The organism is Curtobacterium sp. NPDC089185, from assembly GCF_040685235.1.
Taxonomy (GTDB): domain Bacteria; phylum Actinomycetota; class Actinomycetes; order Actinomycetales; family Microbacteriaceae; genus Curtobacterium; species Curtobacterium citri.
The window spans coordinates 1-17295 of the sequence record NZ_JBFBHK010000022.1 but is presented as its reverse complement, the minus strand read 5'-3'; the positions used below and the strand labels follow the sequence as shown (position 1 = coordinate 17295).

Annotated in this window: 18 protein-coding genes and 1 tRNA gene; 5 read left to right on the top strand and 14 right to left on the bottom strand. The window is 72.4% G+C overall.

Going from position 1 to position 17295, the window contains the following annotated elements:
• Positions 1-3 precede the first annotated feature (3 nt).
• The 10 genes from AB0N84_RS15140 to AB0N84_RS15095 all read right to left on the bottom strand — a co-directional run bounded on the left by AB0N84_RS15140 (position 4) and on the right by AB0N84_RS15095 (position 9996).
• Positions 4-861 carry an ABC transporter permease gene (locus AB0N84_RS15140; RefSeq protein WP_363547816.1) on the bottom strand — a complete coding sequence of 286 codons (858 nt, stop codon included), beginning with the start codon at positions 859-861 and terminating at the stop codon, positions 4-6.
• Positions 858-2627, bottom strand: coding sequence for an ABC transporter ATP-binding protein (locus AB0N84_RS15135; protein WP_363547813.1), 1770 nt, complete (start codon positions 2625-2627; stop codon positions 858-860). Before AB0N84_RS15135 ends, AB0N84_RS15140 begins: the two co-directional genes overlap by 4 nt.
• The gene (locus tag AB0N84_RS15130) at positions 2624-3529 is read right to left on the bottom strand and encodes a polysaccharide deacetylase family protein (RefSeq protein ID WP_363547810.1); all 906 of its coding nucleotides are present in this window, start codon (positions 3527-3529) and stop codon (positions 2624-2626) included. The genes AB0N84_RS15135 and AB0N84_RS15130 overlap by 4 nt, the downstream gene beginning before the upstream one ends.
• A complete protein-coding gene (locus tag AB0N84_RS15125; RefSeq protein ID WP_363547807.1) occupies positions 3526-5055 on the bottom strand; it encodes an amidohydrolase family protein in 1530 nt (509 codons plus the stop codon). The genes AB0N84_RS15130 and AB0N84_RS15125 overlap by 4 nt, the downstream gene beginning before the upstream one ends.
• Positions 5052-5756, bottom strand: coding sequence for an aspartate/glutamate racemase family protein (locus tag AB0N84_RS15120; protein ID WP_363547804.1), 705 nt, complete (start codon positions 5754-5756; stop codon positions 5052-5054). Before AB0N84_RS15120 ends, AB0N84_RS15125 begins: the two co-directional genes overlap by 4 nt.
• Positions 5753-6661, bottom strand: a complete 909-nt coding sequence (locus AB0N84_RS15115; protein ID WP_363547801.1) for a carbohydrate kinase family protein — start codon at positions 6659-6661, stop codon at positions 5753-5755. Before AB0N84_RS15115 ends, AB0N84_RS15120 begins: the two co-directional genes overlap by 4 nt.
• Positions 6654-7871 carry an SIS domain-containing protein gene (locus tag AB0N84_RS15110; protein WP_363547798.1) on the bottom strand — a complete coding sequence of 406 codons (1218 nt, stop codon included), beginning with the start codon at positions 7869-7871 and terminating at the stop codon, positions 6654-6656. Before AB0N84_RS15110 ends, AB0N84_RS15115 begins: the two co-directional genes overlap by 8 nt.
• A 99-nt stretch (positions 7872-7970) precedes the next feature.
• A complete protein-coding gene (locus tag AB0N84_RS15105; protein ID WP_363547795.1) occupies positions 7971-8756 on the bottom strand; it encodes a BtpA/SgcQ family protein in 786 nt (261 codons plus the stop codon).
• Positions 8757-9404: 648 nt separating this feature from the next.
• A complete protein-coding gene (locus tag AB0N84_RS15100) occupies positions 9405-9737 on the bottom strand; it encodes a hypothetical protein (protein WP_363547792.1) in 333 nt (110 codons plus the stop codon).
• Between the two features lie 169 nt (positions 9738-9906).
• Positions 9907-9996, bottom strand: a tRNA-Ser gene (locus AB0N84_RS15095).
• Positions 9997-10137: 141 nt separating this feature from the next.
• Between AB0N84_RS15095 and AB0N84_RS15090 the strand changes: the two genes are divergently transcribed.
• Complete coding sequence (locus AB0N84_RS15090) at positions 10138-11280, top strand: SGNH/GDSL hydrolase family protein (RefSeq protein ID WP_363547789.1); 1143 nt, start codon at positions 10138-10140, stop codon at positions 11278-11280.
• Positions 11281-11289: 9 nt separating this feature from the next.
• On the top strand, positions 11290-12651 hold the full coding sequence (gene radA, locus AB0N84_RS15085) for a DNA repair protein RadA (RefSeq protein ID WP_363547786.1): 1362 nt from the start codon (positions 11290-11292) through the stop codon (positions 12649-12651).
• A 92-nt stretch (positions 12652-12743) separates the two neighbouring features.
• On the opposite strand, the gene AB0N84_RS15080 is transcribed toward radA, so the two are convergent.
• Both AB0N84_RS15080 and AB0N84_RS15075 read right to left on the bottom strand, forming a co-directional pair.
• Positions 12744-13127, bottom strand: a complete 384-nt coding sequence (locus tag AB0N84_RS15080; protein ID WP_069711843.1) for an SseB family protein — start codon at positions 13125-13127, stop codon at positions 12744-12746.
• 5 nt (positions 13128-13132) lie between these two features.
• Positions 13133-14245 carry a VanZ family protein gene (locus AB0N84_RS15075; RefSeq protein WP_363547782.1) on the bottom strand — a complete coding sequence of 371 codons (1113 nt, stop codon included), beginning with the start codon at positions 14243-14245 and terminating at the stop codon, positions 13133-13135.
• A gap of 310 nt (positions 14246-14555) precedes the next feature.
• Here AB0N84_RS15075 and AB0N84_RS15070 point away from each other — a divergent pair, with 310 nt between their 5' ends.
• Together AB0N84_RS15070 and AB0N84_RS15065 are read left to right on the top strand one after the other, a co-directional pair.
• Positions 14556-14762: a cold-shock protein gene (locus AB0N84_RS15070; RefSeq protein ID WP_022904520.1), complete on the top strand. Its 207-nt coding sequence runs from the start codon at positions 14556-14558 to the stop codon at positions 14760-14762.
• A gap of 306 nt (positions 14763-15068) precedes the next feature.
• Complete coding sequence (locus tag AB0N84_RS15065; RefSeq protein WP_182046930.1) at positions 15069-15281, top strand: hypothetical protein; 213 nt, start codon at positions 15069-15071, stop codon at positions 15279-15281.
• On the opposite strand, the gene AB0N84_RS15060 is transcribed toward AB0N84_RS15065, so the two are convergent.
• On the bottom strand, positions 15268-15966 hold the full coding sequence (locus AB0N84_RS15060) for a hypothetical protein (protein WP_363547778.1): 699 nt from the start codon (positions 15964-15966) through the stop codon (positions 15268-15270). The genes AB0N84_RS15065 and AB0N84_RS15060 overlap by 14 nt on opposite strands.
• A 64-nt stretch (positions 15967-16030) precedes the next feature.
• Positions 16031-16573: an amino-acid N-acetyltransferase gene (locus AB0N84_RS15055; protein WP_363547775.1), complete on the bottom strand. Its 543-nt coding sequence runs from the start codon at positions 16571-16573 to the stop codon at positions 16031-16033.
• A 152-nt stretch (positions 16574-16725) separates the two neighbouring features.
• Here AB0N84_RS15055 and AB0N84_RS15050 point away from each other — a divergent pair, with 152 nt between their 5' ends.
• On the top strand, positions 16726-17178 hold the full coding sequence (locus AB0N84_RS15050) for an SRPBCC family protein (RefSeq protein WP_069711842.1): 453 nt from the start codon (positions 16726-16728) through the stop codon (positions 17176-17178).
• Positions 17179-17295 lie beyond the last annotated feature (117 nt).

Below are 17295 nucleotides of genomic sequence, written 5' to 3'. Positions count from 1 at the left end.
TGCTCACCTCCTGGTGACGAGGGTTCGGATGCCGTCGCCGGCGAGGTTCGCGACGAGGCTCAGGACGAGGACGGCGACGCCCGGCACGACGGGCACCCACCAGGCGCTGAGCAGCAGCTGCGTGTTCGCCGCGGTGTCGGCCCCGAGCTCGGGCGCCGGTGACGGCTGACCGAGGCCGAGGAAGGACAGCCCGGCGAGCAGCAGCACCACGTTGCCGATGTCGAGGCTCGCGGTGACGATCGCCGTCGGGACCGCTCCCGGCAGCACGTGCCGGAACACCAGGCGTCCGCGGCCGATACCGGCGACCCGGGCGGCCTCGACGTGTGGCCGTGCCGCGATCGTGCGGATCTCGGACCGGATGATCCGGGCGTAGTAGGGCCACCAGACGATCGAGATGCCGACCAGGGTGTTCGTCAGCCCCGGGCCGAGCGCTGCGACGATCGCGATGGCGACCAGGGTCGACGGCAGTGCGAGGAACAGGTCGGTGACGCGCATCAGCAGGGTGTCGACCCAGCCGCCCGCGACGCCGGCAGTCACGCCGACGACACCGCCGACCACGAGCCCGACGGCCACCACGGCGAGCGCCGAGAACCACGAGGTCTGCAGCCCGTACAGCGTGCGGGAGAGGACATCGCGGCCGATCGAGTCGGTGCCGAGCAGGTGGTCCGGGGAGCCGATCGGCAGCTGGACCCCGCCGACCGGCTGGATCGGGTCTTCCGGGGCGAGCAGGTGCGCGGCGAGGGCGACCACGGTGAGCAGGCCGAGCAGCCCGACCAGCACCCATGCGGTCGCACGTCCGGCGTGCACACCGCTCGTCAGCGTGACCGGGGAGAAGCGCCGGGTCACGGCGACGGCGCTCACCGTGCCACCGCGATCTCGGGCACCGACGCCACGAGTGTGCGGGTGTAGTCCTCGCGGGGGTCGGCGACGACGGCGTCCGCGGCCCCGATCTCGACGACCCGGCCGCCCTGCACGACCGCGATCCGGTCGCCCATCAGGCGTGCGACGGCCAGGTCGTGGGTGACGAACAACACGGTCATGTCGAGCTCCCGTCGCATGTCGCGGATGAGGTTGAGGGTCATCGCGGCGAGCGATGCGTCGAGGGCGCTCGTCGGTTCGTCGCAGAGCAGCACCGCCGGTCGGACGATGGTGGCGCGGGCCAGGGCGACCCGTTGCCGCTGGCCGCCGGACAGGTCCGCAGGACGGAGCCGAGCGACCGACGCCGGCAGGCCGACGCCGTCGAGCGCCGACGCGGTGCGACGGTCGGCCTCGGTGCGGCCCAGCCGTGCGGGGGCGAGCCGTTCCCGCAGGGTCTCGCCGACGGTCATCCACGGGGTGAGCGACGAACCGGCGTCCTGGAACACCATCTGGGCACCGCCCTCGGCCACCGTGACGGTCCCGGCGGTGGGCCGCACGAGTCCGGCGACGGCACGGAGGACGGTGGACTTGCCCGATCCGCTCTCCCCGACGATCGCGAGCGACTCCCCGACGCCGACGACGAGGTCGACACCGCGGACGGCCTGCACCGTCCTGCGGCGACGACCGTGTCCGGTCGTGAACGTGCAGACCAGACCGGAGACCGTCACCGCCGGCTCGGTGGGGCGGTCAGCGGACACGGGCGACGACGGTTCCACGGCGGCCGGAGGAGCGGGGCGCAGGTCCCGCACGGCGTCGACCGGGGCGAAGCAGGCGGCGGCGTGGTCGTCCGCCGGGCGGGAGTCGGCGAGCGTGGGCAGCTCGGTCGCGCAGCGGTCGTGGACGAGCGGGCACCGCGCGCGGTAGGGACACCCGACGGAGCGCTCGGCGGGTTCGAGGGTGTCCGCCGGGAGCGTGGGCAGACGGCCGGAGCGGTCGAGCCGCAGGGAGAGTCGCGACTGCATGAGCCCCGTGGTGTACGGGTGCGCGGGCGCGGTGAGGACCTCGCCGGCGGGTCCGACCTCGGCGAGCCGGCCGGCGTACATCACGGCGATGCGGTCCGCGATCTGGGACGCGACGCCGAGGTCGTGGGTGATGAGGACGACGCTGCAACCGTGCTCGTCGCGGAGTTCCCGGAGCAGGTCGAGCAGCTGCGCCTGCACGGTGACGTCGAGCGCGGTGGTCGGTTCGTCAGCGACGACGAGCGCCGGCTTGCCCGCCATCGCGATCGCCGCCATGACCCGCTGCCGCAGGCCTCCGGAGAGCTCGTGCGGGTAGACGCTGAAGCGCATCGCGGGGTCCGGCACGCCCATCGAGTCGAGCAGGGCGATCGCTCCCGCACGGTCCTGCCCGGCCTCGGTGATCTGCCGGCCGACGCGCATGGTCGGGTTCAGCGACGTCATCGGGTCCTGGAACACGGCCCCGAGCGCGGCGCGTCGGGTGGCACGGCGGTCGGCCTCGGCGCCGTGCGCCATGTCCGTGCCGGCCACCGTGACCGCGCCCGTCACCACCGGGCGGGCGGCGTCGGGGAGCAGGCCGAGCAGGCTCATCGCGAGCATGCTCTTGCCGGACCCCGACTCACCGACCAGACCGACGATCTCGCCCGGTGCGACGACGAGGTCGACGCCGCGCAGCACCTCGGAGCGGACCCCGTCGCGCTCGAGCGAGACGTGCAGGTCGCGGACGACGGCGACGGGTGCCGGGGCGGTCACGCCGCACCTCCGCCGACGAGGTGCGCGGCGATCGCCCGCGGCTGGGTGAACCAGACGCGGTCGCGCTGCCCGGTCATGTGCTGCAGGGCGCGGTCGAGCGCGCGGAGCCGGAAGGGAGCGCCGGAGATGAACGAGTGCACCACGACGCTCATGACGAGCGGCTGGTCCTCGGACCGTTCGAGCAGCTCGTCGAACTCGTCGACGATCATGTCGGCGAACTCGTTCGCCGAGGCGCCCCGGCCGATGATGGTCGTGCTGTCGTTGACCTCGAGCGCGTACGGCATCGCGGTGATCGAGCCGGCCGAGGTCGGGATCGTCACGGGCCGGTCGTCGATGCGCAGGTCGAGCAGGTAGCGGTACCCCGCTGCGACGAGGTTGTCGAGCGTCGAGGTGGTCTGGCTGAGCCACGGGCTGGACCACCCGCCGGGTGCCGTGCCCTCCTCCGCCTCGATCCGCGCCGCGACCGCCGCCAGGTACGCGGCCTCGCGGGCCGAGGACATGCCGGTCAGCGAGTCCGAGTTGGAGATGCCGTGCCCGACGAACTCGGCGCCGAGCCTGCGGGCGGCCGCGACGAGGTCCGGGGCGGTGTCGTACACGGCGGTGTTCAGCAGCACCGTCGGCGGGATTCCGGCACGGTCGAGGCGCTCGAGCAGCCGGAACGCGCCGACCCGGTTGCCGTAGTCCCGCCACGACGTGTTCACGAGGTCCGGGGCGGCGACGTCCGGCACGACGTCCTCGGTCCGGCCGACGCCGAACCGGTACTCCTCGAGCCCGACCGCGACGTAGACCGCCAGGCGGCGCCCGTCCGGCCACGCGGGTCCTTGCGCAACCGTGATCGGCTGGTACGGCCACAGTCCGTGGCCGGGGGCTGCCGTCGTGGGCAGCGTGTCGTCGTTCGTCATCCGATCCACCTGTTCATCCCGACGTCGGTCCGGGCAGCGCGTCGCACGACGGCGTCGACCGCCGGCAGGAGCGCGTCGGCCTCGGCCCACGTCCGTTCGAGTGCCGGGCGTCGCGCGGCGTGGAGCTCGCGGGCCTCGGCGAGGAGTGCTGCTTCGTCGACCGAGACCACCCGGCCGTCCTCGGCGACCACGGCACCGGCGACGATCGTCGCGCGGACGCTGCCCCCGGACTCGCAGTAGACGAGCTGCCCGCGCAGGTCGTTGAAGGGTGTGAAGGCCGGCGCGTACAGGTCGAGCACCGCCAGGTCAGCCTGCGCACCGACCGCGACCCGGCCGATCCGGCCGGTCCGGCGCATCGCTGCGGCCCCGCCCTCCCAGAGCGCGTCGAGGACCTCGGCCGGGGTCGGCCAGTCCTCGGGGTCGAGCCCGGCGACGTTGTGCACGAGGCCGGCCTGCTTCACGACGCCCCAGGTGTTCACGGTGTCGTCGCAGATCGCCTCGTCGACGCCGAGCGCCACCGGGATGCCGCGGTCCCGCATCGCGCGGAAGGGCATCACGCCGCTGCCGAGCCGCAGGTTGCTGACGGGGTTGTGGGCGACCACCGCTCCGGCGGCGGCGATCCGGTCGAGGTCGTCGTCGTCGACCCACACGGCGTGGATGACGTTGACCCGGTCGTTGAGCAGCCCGAGGTCGTCGGCGTACCGCACGAGGCTCCGGCCGGCGAAGCGGTCCTGCCCCGTGCCGGGCACCGACAGCGCGCGCTGGGTCCGGGTCTCGAGCACGTGCGCGAACACCGGCAGGTCGTGGGTGCGGCTGAGGTCGTCGAGCGCTCCCCAGTACTCCGGGCTCACCCGCTGCGGCGCCGAGATCGACACCGCCGCCGAGAGTCGGCCGCCGGCAGCACCGTGCCAGGTCCCGACGAGGTGGTCGTACGCGTCGAGGAGTTCCGACGCCGCCGCCGGTGCCGGTGCCCGCAGCGCCGAGGCGACCGCGGGTGCGAGCCCGTCGAGTCCGCCGAGGAACGGCAGCTTGTCGGTGTCCGGCAGCTCGGGCTGGTCGAGGGCGACGGTGGCCCGGATGCCGCTGTCGGCGTACGCCTGCATGACCGCGTCGATCACCTCGGGCTCCGGCGTGGGCATGAGGAACGCGTCGTCCTGCACGCTCGTGGTACCGGTCCGCAGCATCTCGAGCGCGCCGAGCATCGTCCGCAGGTAGGCCTCCCGCGGAGTCGGCCGGAGCGCGGGGTCGGCGGGCGACTCGTAGAGCATGAAGGCCTCGAGCGGTCGGCTGCGGAACGCGCCCTTCAGGTGGTTCGCCGGCGAGTGGAAGTGCGCGTTGACGAGTCCCGGGACCACCACGTGGTGCCCGCCGCCGTCGATCGTCCGCGCACCGACCGGTGCGCTGGCCCGGGCGGTCTCGCCGATCGCCGTGATCGTGTCGTCCACGACGAGCACGTCGGTGGGTCCGGTCATGCCGGAGGCACGGGTCGGGTCCCACACGAGGACGTCGGTCAGCAGGACGCTCACGAGGACACCTCCGGGGCGTGCGCCCAGGTGCTCGCCCGTGACGTCGAGAGCCCCTGCGCGAGGAGCCCCTCCACCGCGGTGGTCGCGGCGGCGACGCCGTCGACCACCGGGACCCCGAGCGCATCGGTGAGGGCGTCGACGAGCTCGGTCAACCCGGCGCACCCGAGCACGACCGCTTCCGCAGCGTCCGCTGCCAGGGCGGCACGGGCCTCCAGGACGAACGCGTCGAACGCCGGACCGGCGCCCGCCTCGATCTCGGCGACCGACACGTCGACCGCGCGGACCGTGCAGCGGTGGGCGAGGCCGAGCGAGGCGACGACCCGGTCGGTCATCGCGCGGGTGCGCGGCGGCATGGTGACCACCGTGAAGCGGTGGGCGAGGAGGGCGGCGGTCTGGAGCGCCGCCTCCGTCATCCCCACGACCGGGCCGGCCGCACGCTCCCTGGCGGCGGCCAGGCCGGTGTCGCCGAAGCAGGCGACGACGTAGCCGTCCACGCCGTCCCGCTCGCCGCGCTCGACCTGGGCGAGGACACCGGCGGCCCCGAGGACCTCGTCGGCGTTGGTCTCGACGGTCGCCGGCGCACCGTCGGAGTGGGTCGCGCTGACCGTGGTGTCGGGGCGCGCGACCGCACGCGCGGCGGCGAGCACCGCGTCGGTCATCAGGGCGCTCGTGTTCGGGTTGAGGACGCGGACGTGGCTCACCGTGCCTCCCCCGCACCGACGAGCGGCATCGTGATGCCGCGCTCGGCCAGGAGCGCCGCGACCCCGTGTCCGCCGATGGCGACCCGTGCGGCCGCTGCGCCGACGCGTGCCGCCTCGACGGGGTCGGCACCGGCCACGTGCGCGGCGGCGAAGGCGCCGCAGAACGCGTCGCCGGCACCGGTGGAGTCCACCGGGACGACGGCCTCCGTGGGCACGGTCTCGACGCCGTCGGCGGTCGCGACGACGCAGCCGCGCTCGGCGGTCTTGACGACGACGACGTCGGCACCGGCGTCGCGGAAGCGCTCGGCGGCGAGCGCCGGGTCCGTCGTGCCGGCGAGGGTGACCGCCTCGACCTCGCTCGGCAGGAACACGTCGCACGTCGCGACCAGGGCGAGGAGCGCCCGTTCGTTGCCGACCACATAGTCCTCCTGCAGGTCGAGGTAGACGGTGGTCGCACGCTCCGCCCGCGTCACCCGGTCCCACAGCCACGGACCGAGGGTCAGTTGCGACCGCAGGCTCATGGCCGAGACGAGGACGCCGTCGACGTCGAGTGCCGCGGGAGCGACGTCCTCCGGGTACACGCTCATCAGGTCGAAGGCGTCCTCACCGGACAGCAGGTCCCACACCCTGGTGCCGTCCGCCGCGTAGGTCACGCGGTTCCGGACGGTGGGCTCGGACCGCGGGCGGGTCGCCTCGATCGTCACACCGGCTCCGGCGACGGCCTGGAGGAGCGTGGCCGGCACGTCGGTCCCCACCGGCGCCAGCATGCGGACGTCGTCCAGCACGCGGCGGCCCGCGAGGGCGGCGAACAGGGCGTCACCGCCGAGGGCGGTGGTCGTCGCGCCGTCGACGACGAGGTCGTCGACGGTCAGGTTGCCGACGCAGAGCAGCGACGCGTCAGTCACGGTGGCCCGCCTCTGCTCCTGCTGCTTCCGCCACTTCCGCTGCTGCGAACTGCGCCATCGCGACGAGGTACCCCGTGAGCTGCACCGGGAGCACCGTGAGCAGCGGGCTGATCGGCTCGGGGACCGCCGGCAGCACCACGACCGCGTCGGCGACGGCGTCGAACGCGTCCACGCCGGCGGTGGTCACGACGTACACGCGCCCGCCGAAGCGCTTCGCCTCGCTCGCGGTGTGCACGGCGCGGGGCACCGACGGCCCCTCGGGCGCGACGATCCAGATCGGCTCGTCGGCCTTGAGCGAGTTGTAGTGGTGGAACTCCTCGACCTGGATCGCCTCGGCGCGGTCGGGCGTGCACTCCTTCACCTTCGCGGCACCGATGATCGCGCTGCCCCAACTCGGACCGGCGCCCGAGAACAGGTACGCGCGGCTCGCGTGCTCGCGCTCGGCGATCGCGGTGAGCTGCGGGGTGACGCCGTCGATGACCTGCGCCATGCGGTCCGGCACGGTCGCGAGCGCTGCACGCAGGGCATCCGCGCCCGGACGCCCCAGGCGCACCCCGACCCGGGTGGCGAGGTCGAGGAGGAGCGCCAGCGCGGTCGTCGACGACTGCGTCGGCCAGCCGACCCGCGTCGCGCGGAGGAGCAGGGTCCGCTCGCTCTCCTGGTCGAGCGTCGAGCCCGCCGTGTTCGTGATCGCCACGGTGAGCGCGCCGACGTGCTGTGCGACCAGGGCCGCCTCGACCGTCCGGGTGGTCTCGCCGGAGCTCGACAGGGCGATCACGACGCTCCGGTCGGTGACGATCGGAGCGAGGTAGTAGGCGAGGTCGAGGCTCTGCACCGGCTCGCACGGCACACCCGTCATCTGCTCGAAGGCCTGCCGCGCCGCGATCGCGACGGCGAGTGAGTCACCCGCGCCGGTGATGAAGACACGGTCGGGGCCGGTCGCTGCGAGCAGGTCGGCGAGTTCCTCGAGGGCGACGTCGTTGGCGGCGAGGGTCTCGCGGATCCGCTCGGGCTGAGCGACGAGCTCCGGCAGGGTTGCCTCGTCGCGGGCCCGACGCTTCGGGTCGAGGGGGTGGTCGGTCGGCAGCGCGACGATCGACGCGTGCTCGGCGGCCGACACCCGTTCGACGACGGACTGCTGGCGGGCGTCGAGGGGGCTGCCCGGCCCGATGAAGGGGCTCGGTGGTGTGCTGGCGGCGGTGAGCGTCATGAGGACTCCGGAGGCGGTGGTGCGGGTGTGGGGAGCGGTGGGGCCGACGGGACAGCGGGTCCGGCGGGTCGGCGGGTCCGGCGGGTCGGCGGGATGGCTCTACGGCTTCGCGAGTGCCGGTGACAGCGCCTGGCCGAAGCGGGCGGCGACCGCCGGGTCGACGCGGGCGTCGGGGGCGGAGGACACCTTGATCGCGCTGCCGAGGATCGCGCCGTCGGCAGCGGCGACGGTCTCGTCGATGGTCGCGAGCGACACCCGCCCGCCGACGACGAACGGGACGTCGGGCAGTGATCCGCGGAGGTCGGCGATCGAGGCGAGCGCGTCGGGGACACCGCTGTCGCGCGTCACCACGAGGACGTCGGCCCGACCGAACGCACGCGCCTCGGCAGCCGCCCACGCCGGCGTCGAGGCCAGGGCGAGGCTCGTCGCCTCGTGCACGTCGGCCCAGACCTCGATGTCGCTGCCGAGCAGGCGTTGCATCGCCGCGACCTCGTGTGCGCAGCCCTGGATCCAGCCCGTCGGGCCGACGGAGACACCGGTCAGGACCTTGACCCGGACGAAGGTGGCTCCGATCGCGTGGGCGATCGCCACGGCGCTCGGGCCGTCGTTGTGCCCGACCACCACCCCGACGGGCAGGTCGACGGCGCGGGTGACCGCGGCACCGACGACGGCGAGCGCGGCGACCGTGGGTGCGGCGACGGTGACCGCCTGGGGCATGTCGCTGGCGTCCTGCACCATGACGTGGGTGAACCCGGCGTCGCGGAGCGCGACGGCATCGGCGGCTGCCCGGTCGGCGATCAGGGCGACCGGGGTCCCCGTGTAGTTCACGGCGCCGGGGAGCGGCGGGAGGTGGAGCACACCCACAAGGCGGAAGTCGTTCGACATGACGTAACGGTATACAGACAACTGTTTCACGCGGATCAACACGTGTTTCCGGGTGGTTACAGAACAGCGGAGTACCCCGCCACAGCCCCGTTCTACGGGGTTCTGCCGTCGATCCGACGCCCGCGTTGCTTGCACTCTCTTGTTGCCTGTATACACAGACGTCTGTAGGTGGGTCGCTGTGACCGCGTGCGGACGGGAGGCGCGGGGCGGGCCGGCACCGCGCCTCCCGTCCGCCAGTCGCGAGCGGTGAAGGCGTCGAGGAGCCGCCACGGAGCCTCGGGCGCCGCGAGGTGCGGCAGACCCTCGCCTCGAATGGAACGACATGGAGGTCCGACCCGCGACGAGCCCCTGACGGAGCTGGATCGTGCTCGTCCCGCCGCTTCGCGGTCCCGGGATCGACCTGTCAGGTGCAGCGGGATGTGGCGTCCCGTCCGGAACCGAGGTCGGGAGGTCGAACGCATGCCAGGTGCCCGCCTGGCCGACGCAGCCCTGCTTGTTCGATGCTCGATCCCGTGCCGTCACGGAGACTTCGGTGGCGTCGCTCAAGCCGGAGTTGTTCGTGACGGTGAACGGTGGGTTCCCGGCCGCGAACGCGGCTTGCGATGACAGCGAGAGGCTCGTCAGCGCGACGATGCACGCAATGGTGTCTCAGGTCCGCGGCGACCCGGCGGACGGCGTCGTCCCGTCGTACCATCGCAGCCGACACCGCGCGGTCCAGGCGACGAAGCGCCACATCGGCAGCAGGTCGTTCTCCGTGATGACGTCCCGCGTCTCGGTCGACTGGCGCGCGAGAACCGCGCTCACCTGCTTGCGGAGCCGCTTCATCGCAGACTGCTGACGGACGATGAGCACCGCCTCGACGGCGATGACCACGATCATGCTGCTGAACAGCAGCACGTTCGGGAGCATGCGCTCACCCGTCGAGCGAAGACCCTGCGCCCCGAAGACGACGAGGAGTCCGGCGACGTCCGCGATCAGCACCGCACGCATCCACCGTCGAGTGACATCGGGTCAGACGCTCTCTGGCTGACCACGCTGCCGAGGAAGAGGCAGCCACGGTGCGGAGTTGTACGCTCACGAGAGTGCACCAGGGATGCACCAAGGACGCGCCTCGAAAGAAGAAGACCCCCGCGTGAACGGGGGTCTTCTGTGGCGGTACCGGTGGGATTTGAACCCACGGTGGAGTTGCCCCCACACATGTTTTCGAGACATGATCCTTCGGCCGCTCGGACACGGTACCGGGAAAGATCCTACACGATCCGGGAGGCCCGTTCGACCACCGCAGGTCGCCTCCCCTCCACAGGCGGTCCGGTCGAGATCCCCACTCACCGAGCAGGCACAGCAGGGTCACCGACGAGGCAGCCCGCGTACGGTCTCCGGCATGAGAACCCGCACCCTCGTCGCACTGCTCACGTCCGTCATCGGTGGCCTGGCCGTCGTCGGCGGCGGGGCGTTCGGCGCCAGGGCCGGGATCCGCGGGCAACGAGCGGCCTCACAGCGCGTGGTCGACATGCTGCCCGTGCACGCCGACTGGTGGCGGGAGCGCCTGCAGCACGAGGGGCAGCTGACCTACCTGGCGATCGGCGACTCCGCGGCACAGGGGGTCGGCGCCACCGCTCCCGGTCGCGGCTACGTCGGGCTCCTGGCACGGCGCATCCGGCACCGGTCGCGCATGTCGGTCCGCGTGGTGAACCTGAGCGTCTCGGGATCGACGACGTGGGGCGCGAAGCAGGACCAGCTCCCGAAGCTCCGCAACTACACGCCGGACGTGTGCACGGTGTCGATCGGGGCGAACGACATCGCCGACTTCCACCCGGACAAGTTCGAGCGCAACATCCGCGCGATCTACGGGGCCGTGCCGTCGCACGCGATCGTCGCCGAGCTGCCGTGCATGTTCGTGCCGGACCGGGAGCGCAAGGTCGCGGTCGCCAACGAGATCGTGCACCGCGTCGCGGGCGAGTTCGGGCTGACGGTGGCCCCGCTGCACGTCATCACGAAGCGCGTCGGGCTGCGCCGGACCTTCTTCAACAGCTACGGAGACCTGTTCCACCCGAACGACCGGGGGTACGAGATCTGGGCGAGCGCCTTCGAGCCGGCGGTCGACGCGCGGGTCGACACGGTGGCAGCGATCCGGCACTACCTGTCCGCTCGCGAGGCCGAGGACCTCGGCAGCGAGGCCGGCGCCGTCGCGAGCGCACGGGCAGAGCAGGACACCGAGCACGCCGAAGAGCTCGAGCACGGCGAGCGTCCGGGTCGGGTCGAGCGCCTGCGCCAACGCATGACCGGCGCGATCCCGCTGCCCGTGCGGAGCGGCGAGCACGAGCGCGAGCACGACCACAACGACGACGACGACGACAACGACGAACGCGAGCATGACCAGCCGCACGCGAACAAGCACCTGCAGGCGCAGGGCGCTCCAGCACCCGACACCGACGAGTCCGGCACCGGACACGACCGACCGCACGCGCCCGCACACCGCGCGGAGCCGGACGGACAGCACGGTGGTGTCGGCGGAGCGGCATAGCCTCGATCCATGGCGCGCACCCAGTCCCTCTACCGCTGCACGGAGTGCGGGTGGACCAGCATCAAGTGGGTCGGCCGCTGCGGCGAGTGCCAGGCGTGGGGCACCGTCGAGGACACGACCGCCGCTGCCACCAGCTCCCGCGGCACCGCTCCGGTCGCCGTCGCGGGCACGCGCGTGGCCCGCCCCATCACCGAGGCACGCGGCACGGCGGTGCAGCGGTGGAACACCGGCATCGGTGAGTTCGACCGCGTGCTCGGCGGCGGGATCGTCCCCGGGGCCGCCGTGCTGCTCTCCGGTGAGCCGGGCGTCGGCAAGTCGACGCTGCTGCTCGAGGTCGCCTCACGCGCGGCGGCGACGGGCAAGCGCGTCCTCTACGTCAGCGCGGAGGAGTCCGTCGACCAGGTCCGGCTCCGTGCCGAGCGCACGAACGCCATGCACGACCAGCTCTACCTGGCGAGCGAGGTCGACCTCGGCGTCATCCTCGGCCAGATCGACCAGGTACAGCCCGACCTCGTGATCGCCGACTCGGTGCAGACGATCTCGTCGAGCACGATCGACGGCATCGCGGGCGGCACGTCGCAGGTGCGTGAGGTCGCCTCGACCCTGATCCGCGTGGCGAAGGAGCGGGGCCTCCCCGTCCTGATCGTCGGACACGTCACGAAGGACGGCACGATCGCCGGACCGCGGCTGCTCGAACACCTCGTCGACGTGGTCTGCCACTTCGAGGGCGACCGGCAGACGGCCCTGCGCTTCGTCCGGGCGCTGAAGAACCGGTTCGGCCCGACGGACGAGGTCGGCTGCTTCGACATGGCCGGCGACGGCATCCACGAGGTCCCCGACCCCAGCGGGCTCTTCATGTCGCGGAACGGCACGCCCGTGTCCGGGACCTGCGTGACCGTGGCCCTCGAGGGTCGGCGCGCGCTGCCGGTCGAGGTGCAGGCGCTCGTCGTGCCGAGCTCGGCGCCGCAGCCGCGACGGGTCGTGAACGGGGTGGACGCGTCGCGCGTGGCGATGCTGCTCGCGGTCCTCGAACGTCGGGCGGGGCTGAAGCTCTCCGACGCCGACGTCTACGTCTCCACGGTCGGCGGCATGAAGCTCACGGAGCCGGGCGCCGACCTCGCGATCGCGCTGGCCTTGGCGAGCGCCGCCCGTGACCGCCCGTACCCGCACACGCTCGCGGCCGTGGGCGAGATCAGCCTCGCGGGCGAGATCCGCCCGGCGACCGGGGCGAAGCAGCGCGCGAGCGAGGCATCCCGGCTGGGCTTCACGACGGTGCTCGGCGCAGAGGCGGAGCACCTGCGCGAAGCGCTGCGCGTCGCGTTCTCGCTGACGCAGTCCGTCCGCGAGCGCGAGCTGGACCGCGCGTTCTGACGGACGCGCGGTCGCCTGACGGAGGTGACCAGCGCCTCCAAGCCGGAACCCGGAAGCGGAGCAAGCCCCGCAGCCCGGCAGGCAGCCGCGACCTACGCGCGCAGCGCGGCCAGCAGGTCCGCCGGCGCCGCCTGCATCGTGTGCGGCCCGGCGATGTCGAAGAACACGCCCTCGAGCGAGTCGAGGTGCGCAGCGAGGAACTCCTCGAGCCGGGGCCCGTCGTAGACCATGACCTGCCGGACCTTCTCGTCCGGCACCATCGCGGTGTAGGCGTCCGCCGACGAGAAGAGCAGCAGGATGCGCCGGTCCGAGCCCTCGCGCCCGAACACCCGGACCTGCATGTCCTTCTTCCCGGTCACGAGCCGCGGGACGATCACGATGTCGTTGCGCAGGGCGAACGCGACCGCTGCGACGTCCTGCTTAGCGAGGGCCTCCTCGAGCTGTTCGCTCCGGAAGCGCTGTTCCTTGTCTGCCATCGCCCCTAGTCCACCAGATTCTCCTGCGTCGGGTGACCAGGCTCGACGGCGGCGGGGGTGCGGTCGTCCTCGACGCCGAGCCGGACGACGGCGTTGGCGAAGCCGCGCCGGTCCCGCGTGACGACGAGACCGACGAGTGCGGCGAGGACGAGCAGGAAGGCGAACAGTCCGGCGAACGGGAACGAAACGGCGTTGAGCGTGGCCCAGCCGCCCGAGCCGAGGGCCCACCGGACGACCCGTGCACCGCCGCCGGGCCGCGGCACGGGGCGGAGGCGGACCACGTGCTCGCCCAGGGTCCTGCCGGTCACCAGGACGATGACGAGCTGGCCGGCGGGCGCGACGAGTGCGGCGACGACGAGCAGGGCGACGGCCGTGTCCGAGCGCTGGTCGACGTCGAGCAGCGCCAGCGTCAACGCGAGACCAGAGGTCAGCAGCCCGCCGGTGAACACGATCGCCAGCAGGTCGGCGAACATGCCGAACCCGCGACGGAGCAGGGTGACGGGACGCGGCGCCGACGCGTCGGTCTGGCGGTCCGAACCGCCCAGCAACGCGACGAGCGGTGCAGCCAGGGTGCCGAGGAGCGCACCGCTGGTGTTCGCGAGCAGGTCGTCCACGTCGAACAGCCGGTAGGAGCACGGGTACAGGAACCAGTCGCCGGTGAGCTGCGTGCACTCGATGAGCAACGAGACGCCGAACCCCACGGCGGTCCCGACGAGCAGCCCCGCGAACCAGCGGTGCCGCAGGACCGCGTGGCGGACGATCGCGCCGAGCGGCATGAAGAGGATGACGTTGAACAGCACCTGCGCGGCAGCCGGGTTCGACAGGAGCGACCGGGGGCCGGAGACGCCGCCCTCCTTGACGATGTCCTGCACGAACGTGAACGGGACGAGCTGCGGGCCCGGGCCGGGGCAGAGCGCTGCGACGTCCTCGGGCAGCGGCAGCAGCGTGTAGGTGACGAGGGCGAGCGCGTACACCAGCGTGCCGAACGCCAGCACGCTCCGACGGAACCCGAGGGAGCCGTGCCGTCGGTACTGCACGGCGGCCCACGGCACCAGTGCGGCCACCGCCAGCGCGATGCCGGCGACGAAGGCGATGATGCCCGGAAGGACGGTCCCCATCCCCGGAGGCTACCGATCTGCCGGATCCGCCGCTGATTTCTCCCCAGGACTCTTCCATTGCGGCGCTGGCGCGGTAGGTTGGTCACAACCGCTCCGGCGGGAGTCCATCGTTCTTCCGGTGCTCTGCACCTTCGAGCGCCATCGGTCACTGACCCTCTCAGGTCGCCTGGCCCCGAACCCGTGCCGCCGGCCCATGCCCGCGGAACGCAACGATCCGACGACACTCGTCGGCGGATCGGCGGCAGCAAGTGCCGTCCCGCAAGACAGGCAGCGAACGTTCGCCTGGCAAGAAAGTTAAGGAAACGCCATCATGGCAACTGGCACCGTCAAGTGGTTCAACAACGAAAAGGGCTTCGGCTTCATCGCTCCGGACGACGGCAGCGCTGACGTCTTCGCGCACTTCTCCGCGATCGCTGGCAACGGCTACAAGTCGCTCGAGGAGAACCAGAAGGTGGAGTTCGAGATCACCGAGGGCCGCAAGGGCCCGCAGGCCGAGAACATCTCGGTCATCGGCTGACCTCAGCTGCTCGGAACGGGCTCGTCGTCTTCGGACGGCGGGCCCGTTCGCTGTTCCCGGGGGTAGAGCGGGCGCGCCGCGGGCCGTTCGGCGCACATTGCTAGACAACCTAGCGATGTGCCGTACCGTTGACGCATGACTTCCTCGCACCCTGGGCCGGAAGACAGCGCGCAGCCCTTCGACCTGCAGACCTTCATCGACGACTTCCTCACCGGCCTCGACCCCGAGACCGTCGACGAGCGCCGGCACTAGCCCCGAACCGCGCTCGGGGCGGACCGGCCCGCGCGTTCTGGATACCCTGCTCCCATGACGCAGGACGCCCGCTGCAGCTCGGTGTGGTGGCGGTTCTCCTGCACCCGGTCGCTCGGCCACGGCGGGTTGCACCGGGACACGACGCCGGGCAGCCTCGCGGAGTGGAACGACGTCGGGTCCGGCGATCAGTTCCGGGGGATCGACGACGTCGCCGACCCGCACCACCGGCGCATGAGTGGCACGGGCCGCTCGGTCAGTTCAGGATGAACTGCGCCGACTCCTTCGACTTGAGGTCCCCCACCCCGACCTGCAGGTGGTAGCTGGCACCCCCACCGGTGACCGACGGCCGCGACGAGTCGCACGTCGTCGTCGACGACCGCGTGCGGTCCCACTCGATCGCCGGCGTCGTGAGCTCCTGGCCCGCCTTGATCGTGACGTCCTGGTTGGTGCCCCCGGTCTGGCAGTCCTTCGACGACCAGTACTGCTCCGCGCCGGAGCTGATGGTGAGCACCTGCTGCGCCGAACCGAGGTCCATGTGGCAGGCGTCGGAGCCGGTGTTCTTGATCGACATCGCGATCTCCGGGTCCTCGGTGGGCCCGTAGGCGGTCTTGTCGAGCACCGGGGTGAGCTCGATCTGGTCGTCGGAGCAGGCGGCCGCATCTCCGGGAGCGGCGGAGGCGGACGGCGCCCCCGCGCTCGACGACGGTGCCGCAGACGGCGAGGACGACGGAGTCTGCGATGAACCCGCCCCGGTACCGGACTCCGCTCCGGACGACTCCCCTGCGGAGGCAGACGCCCCCGGAGCCGAGGCCGACGACGCCCCGCTCCCCCGGCCGACGACGATCAGGACGACCACGACGACGATGAGCAGCAGCACCCCGAGGACGAGCGCCCGACGGCGCCAGTAGACACGGGACGACTCGGGTCCGACGGGGCGGCGGAACGACGACATGCGCACAGGGTAGGGCGAACCGGACGCCCGCCCGCGGCGCGACGCCGGAGCACGCCTGAAAGCGTCAGAGGATCTTCAGCATGCGGGTGTTGCCGAGGGTGTTCGGCTTGACCCGGGCGAGGTCCAGGAACTCCGCGACCCCCTCGTCCGACGAGCGGACCAGCTCGGCGTACACGTCGGGTGCGACGACCTGCTCGCCGATCTCCAGGTACCCGTGCTTCGCGAAGAAGTCGACCTCGAACGTCAGGCAGAAGATCCGGGCGACCGCGAGCTCGCGGGCGTCGTGCTCGAGGGCCTCGAGCAGCCGGTGCCCGACCCGCTTGTGGATCCAGTCTGCGTCGAGTGCGAGCGTGCGGACCTCGGCGATGTCGTCCCAGAAGACGGCGAGGGCGCCGCAGCCGATCGGCACGCCGTCCGGTCCCTCGGCGATCCGGAACTGCTGGATCGAGCCGTAGAGCGCGACGTTCTCCTTGCCGAGGAGGATGCGCCGGTCGACGTACGGGGCGATGAGCCGCTGGATGTGCGGCACGTCGGACGCCAACGCTGGCCGCACCCGGATGCCGTGCTCGTCGCGCTCGTCGAACGCTGCTGTCCCGCTGCCACTCATCCCGTCGAGCATAGGCCAGCCCGACGAGCACCCGACCCGCGGGCAATGCCCACCGGGCACCGGGCAGGGGGACGCCGCCCTGGACCGCGCCCAGCGGCACCGGCCTACCGTTCACCTCGAACCCGAACAGCACGACGAACGAAGGAGCGAGCATGCCCCAGATCATCGAGACCGTCGACGTCAACGTCCCCGTCCGCCAGGCCTACGACCAGTGGACCCGGTTCGAGGAGTTCCCCACCTTCCTCGACGAGGTCGAGAAGATCGTCCAGGTCGACGACAAGACGACCGACTGGACCGTCAAGGTCGCCGGCCAGGAGCGCGACTTCCGCGCCGTCATCACCGAGCAGCACCCGGACGAGCGCGTCGCGTGGACCGTCAAGGACGGCGACGTCGAGCACGCGGGCGTGGTCACCTTCCACAAGCTCTCCGACAACGAGACCCGCGTCACCGCGCAGATCGACTGGGAGCCGACCGGCCTCCTCGAGAAGCTCGGCTCGGCCGTGGGTGTCGGCGGCCACGCCGTCAAGAAGGACCTGCACAACTACAAGGAGCGCGTCGAGAACGCCCCGACCGACTCCGGCTGGCGCGGTGACGTCCAGGCCTAGGACGTCCAGTACCGACTGACGGACGGGAGGGGGGGGGGGCGCGGGGGCCCCCCCCCCCCCCCCCCCCCGCCGGCACCCCCGAGCCGCCCCCCCCCCCCGCCGGCTGGGGGGCTGCAG

Excerpts from the sequence above, each read along its gene's own strand:
- AB0N84_RS15130 (WP_363547810.1), bottom strand. The coding sequence starts at position 3,529 with ATGACGAACGACGACACGCTGCCCACGACGGCAGCCCCCGGCCACGGA.
- AB0N84_RS15110 (WP_363547798.1), bottom strand. The coding sequence starts at position 7,871 with ATGACGCTCACCGCCGCCAGCACACCACCGAGCCCCTTCATCGGGCCG.
- AB0N84_RS15105 (WP_363547795.1), bottom strand. The coding sequence starts at position 8,756 with ATGTCGAACGACTTCCGCCTTGTGGGTGTGCTCCACCTCCCGCCGCTC.
- AB0N84_RS15090 (WP_363547789.1), top strand. The coding sequence starts at position 10,138 with ATGAGAACCCGCACCCTCGTCGCACTGCTCACGTCCGTCATCGGTGGC.
- radA (WP_363547786.1), top strand. The coding sequence starts at position 11,290 with ATGGCGCGCACCCAGTCCCTCTACCGCTGCACGGAGTGCGGGTGGACC.
- AB0N84_RS15080 (WP_069711843.1), bottom strand. The coding sequence starts at position 13,127 with ATGGCAGACAAGGAACAGCGCTTCCGGAGCGAACAGCTCGAGGAGGCC.
- AB0N84_RS15075 (WP_363547782.1), bottom strand. The coding sequence starts at position 14,245 with ATGGGGACCGTCCTTCCGGGCATCATCGCCTTCGTCGCCGGCATCGCG.
- AB0N84_RS15070 (WP_022904520.1), top strand. The coding sequence starts at position 14,556 with ATGGCAACTGGCACCGTCAAGTGGTTCAACAACGAAAAGGGCTTCGGC.
- AB0N84_RS15065 (WP_182046930.1), top strand. The coding sequence starts at position 15,069 with ATGACGCAGGACGCCCGCTGCAGCTCGGTGTGGTGGCGGTTCTCCTGC.
- AB0N84_RS15060 (WP_363547778.1), bottom strand. The coding sequence starts at position 15,966 with ATGTCGTCGTTCCGCCGCCCCGTCGGACCCGAGTCGTCCCGTGTCTAC.
- AB0N84_RS15055 (WP_363547775.1), bottom strand. The coding sequence starts at position 16,573 with ATGAGTGGCAGCGGGACAGCAGCGTTCGACGAGCGCGACGAGCACGGC.
- AB0N84_RS15050 (WP_069711842.1), top strand. The coding sequence starts at position 16,726 with ATGCCCCAGATCATCGAGACCGTCGACGTCAACGTCCCCGTCCGCCAG.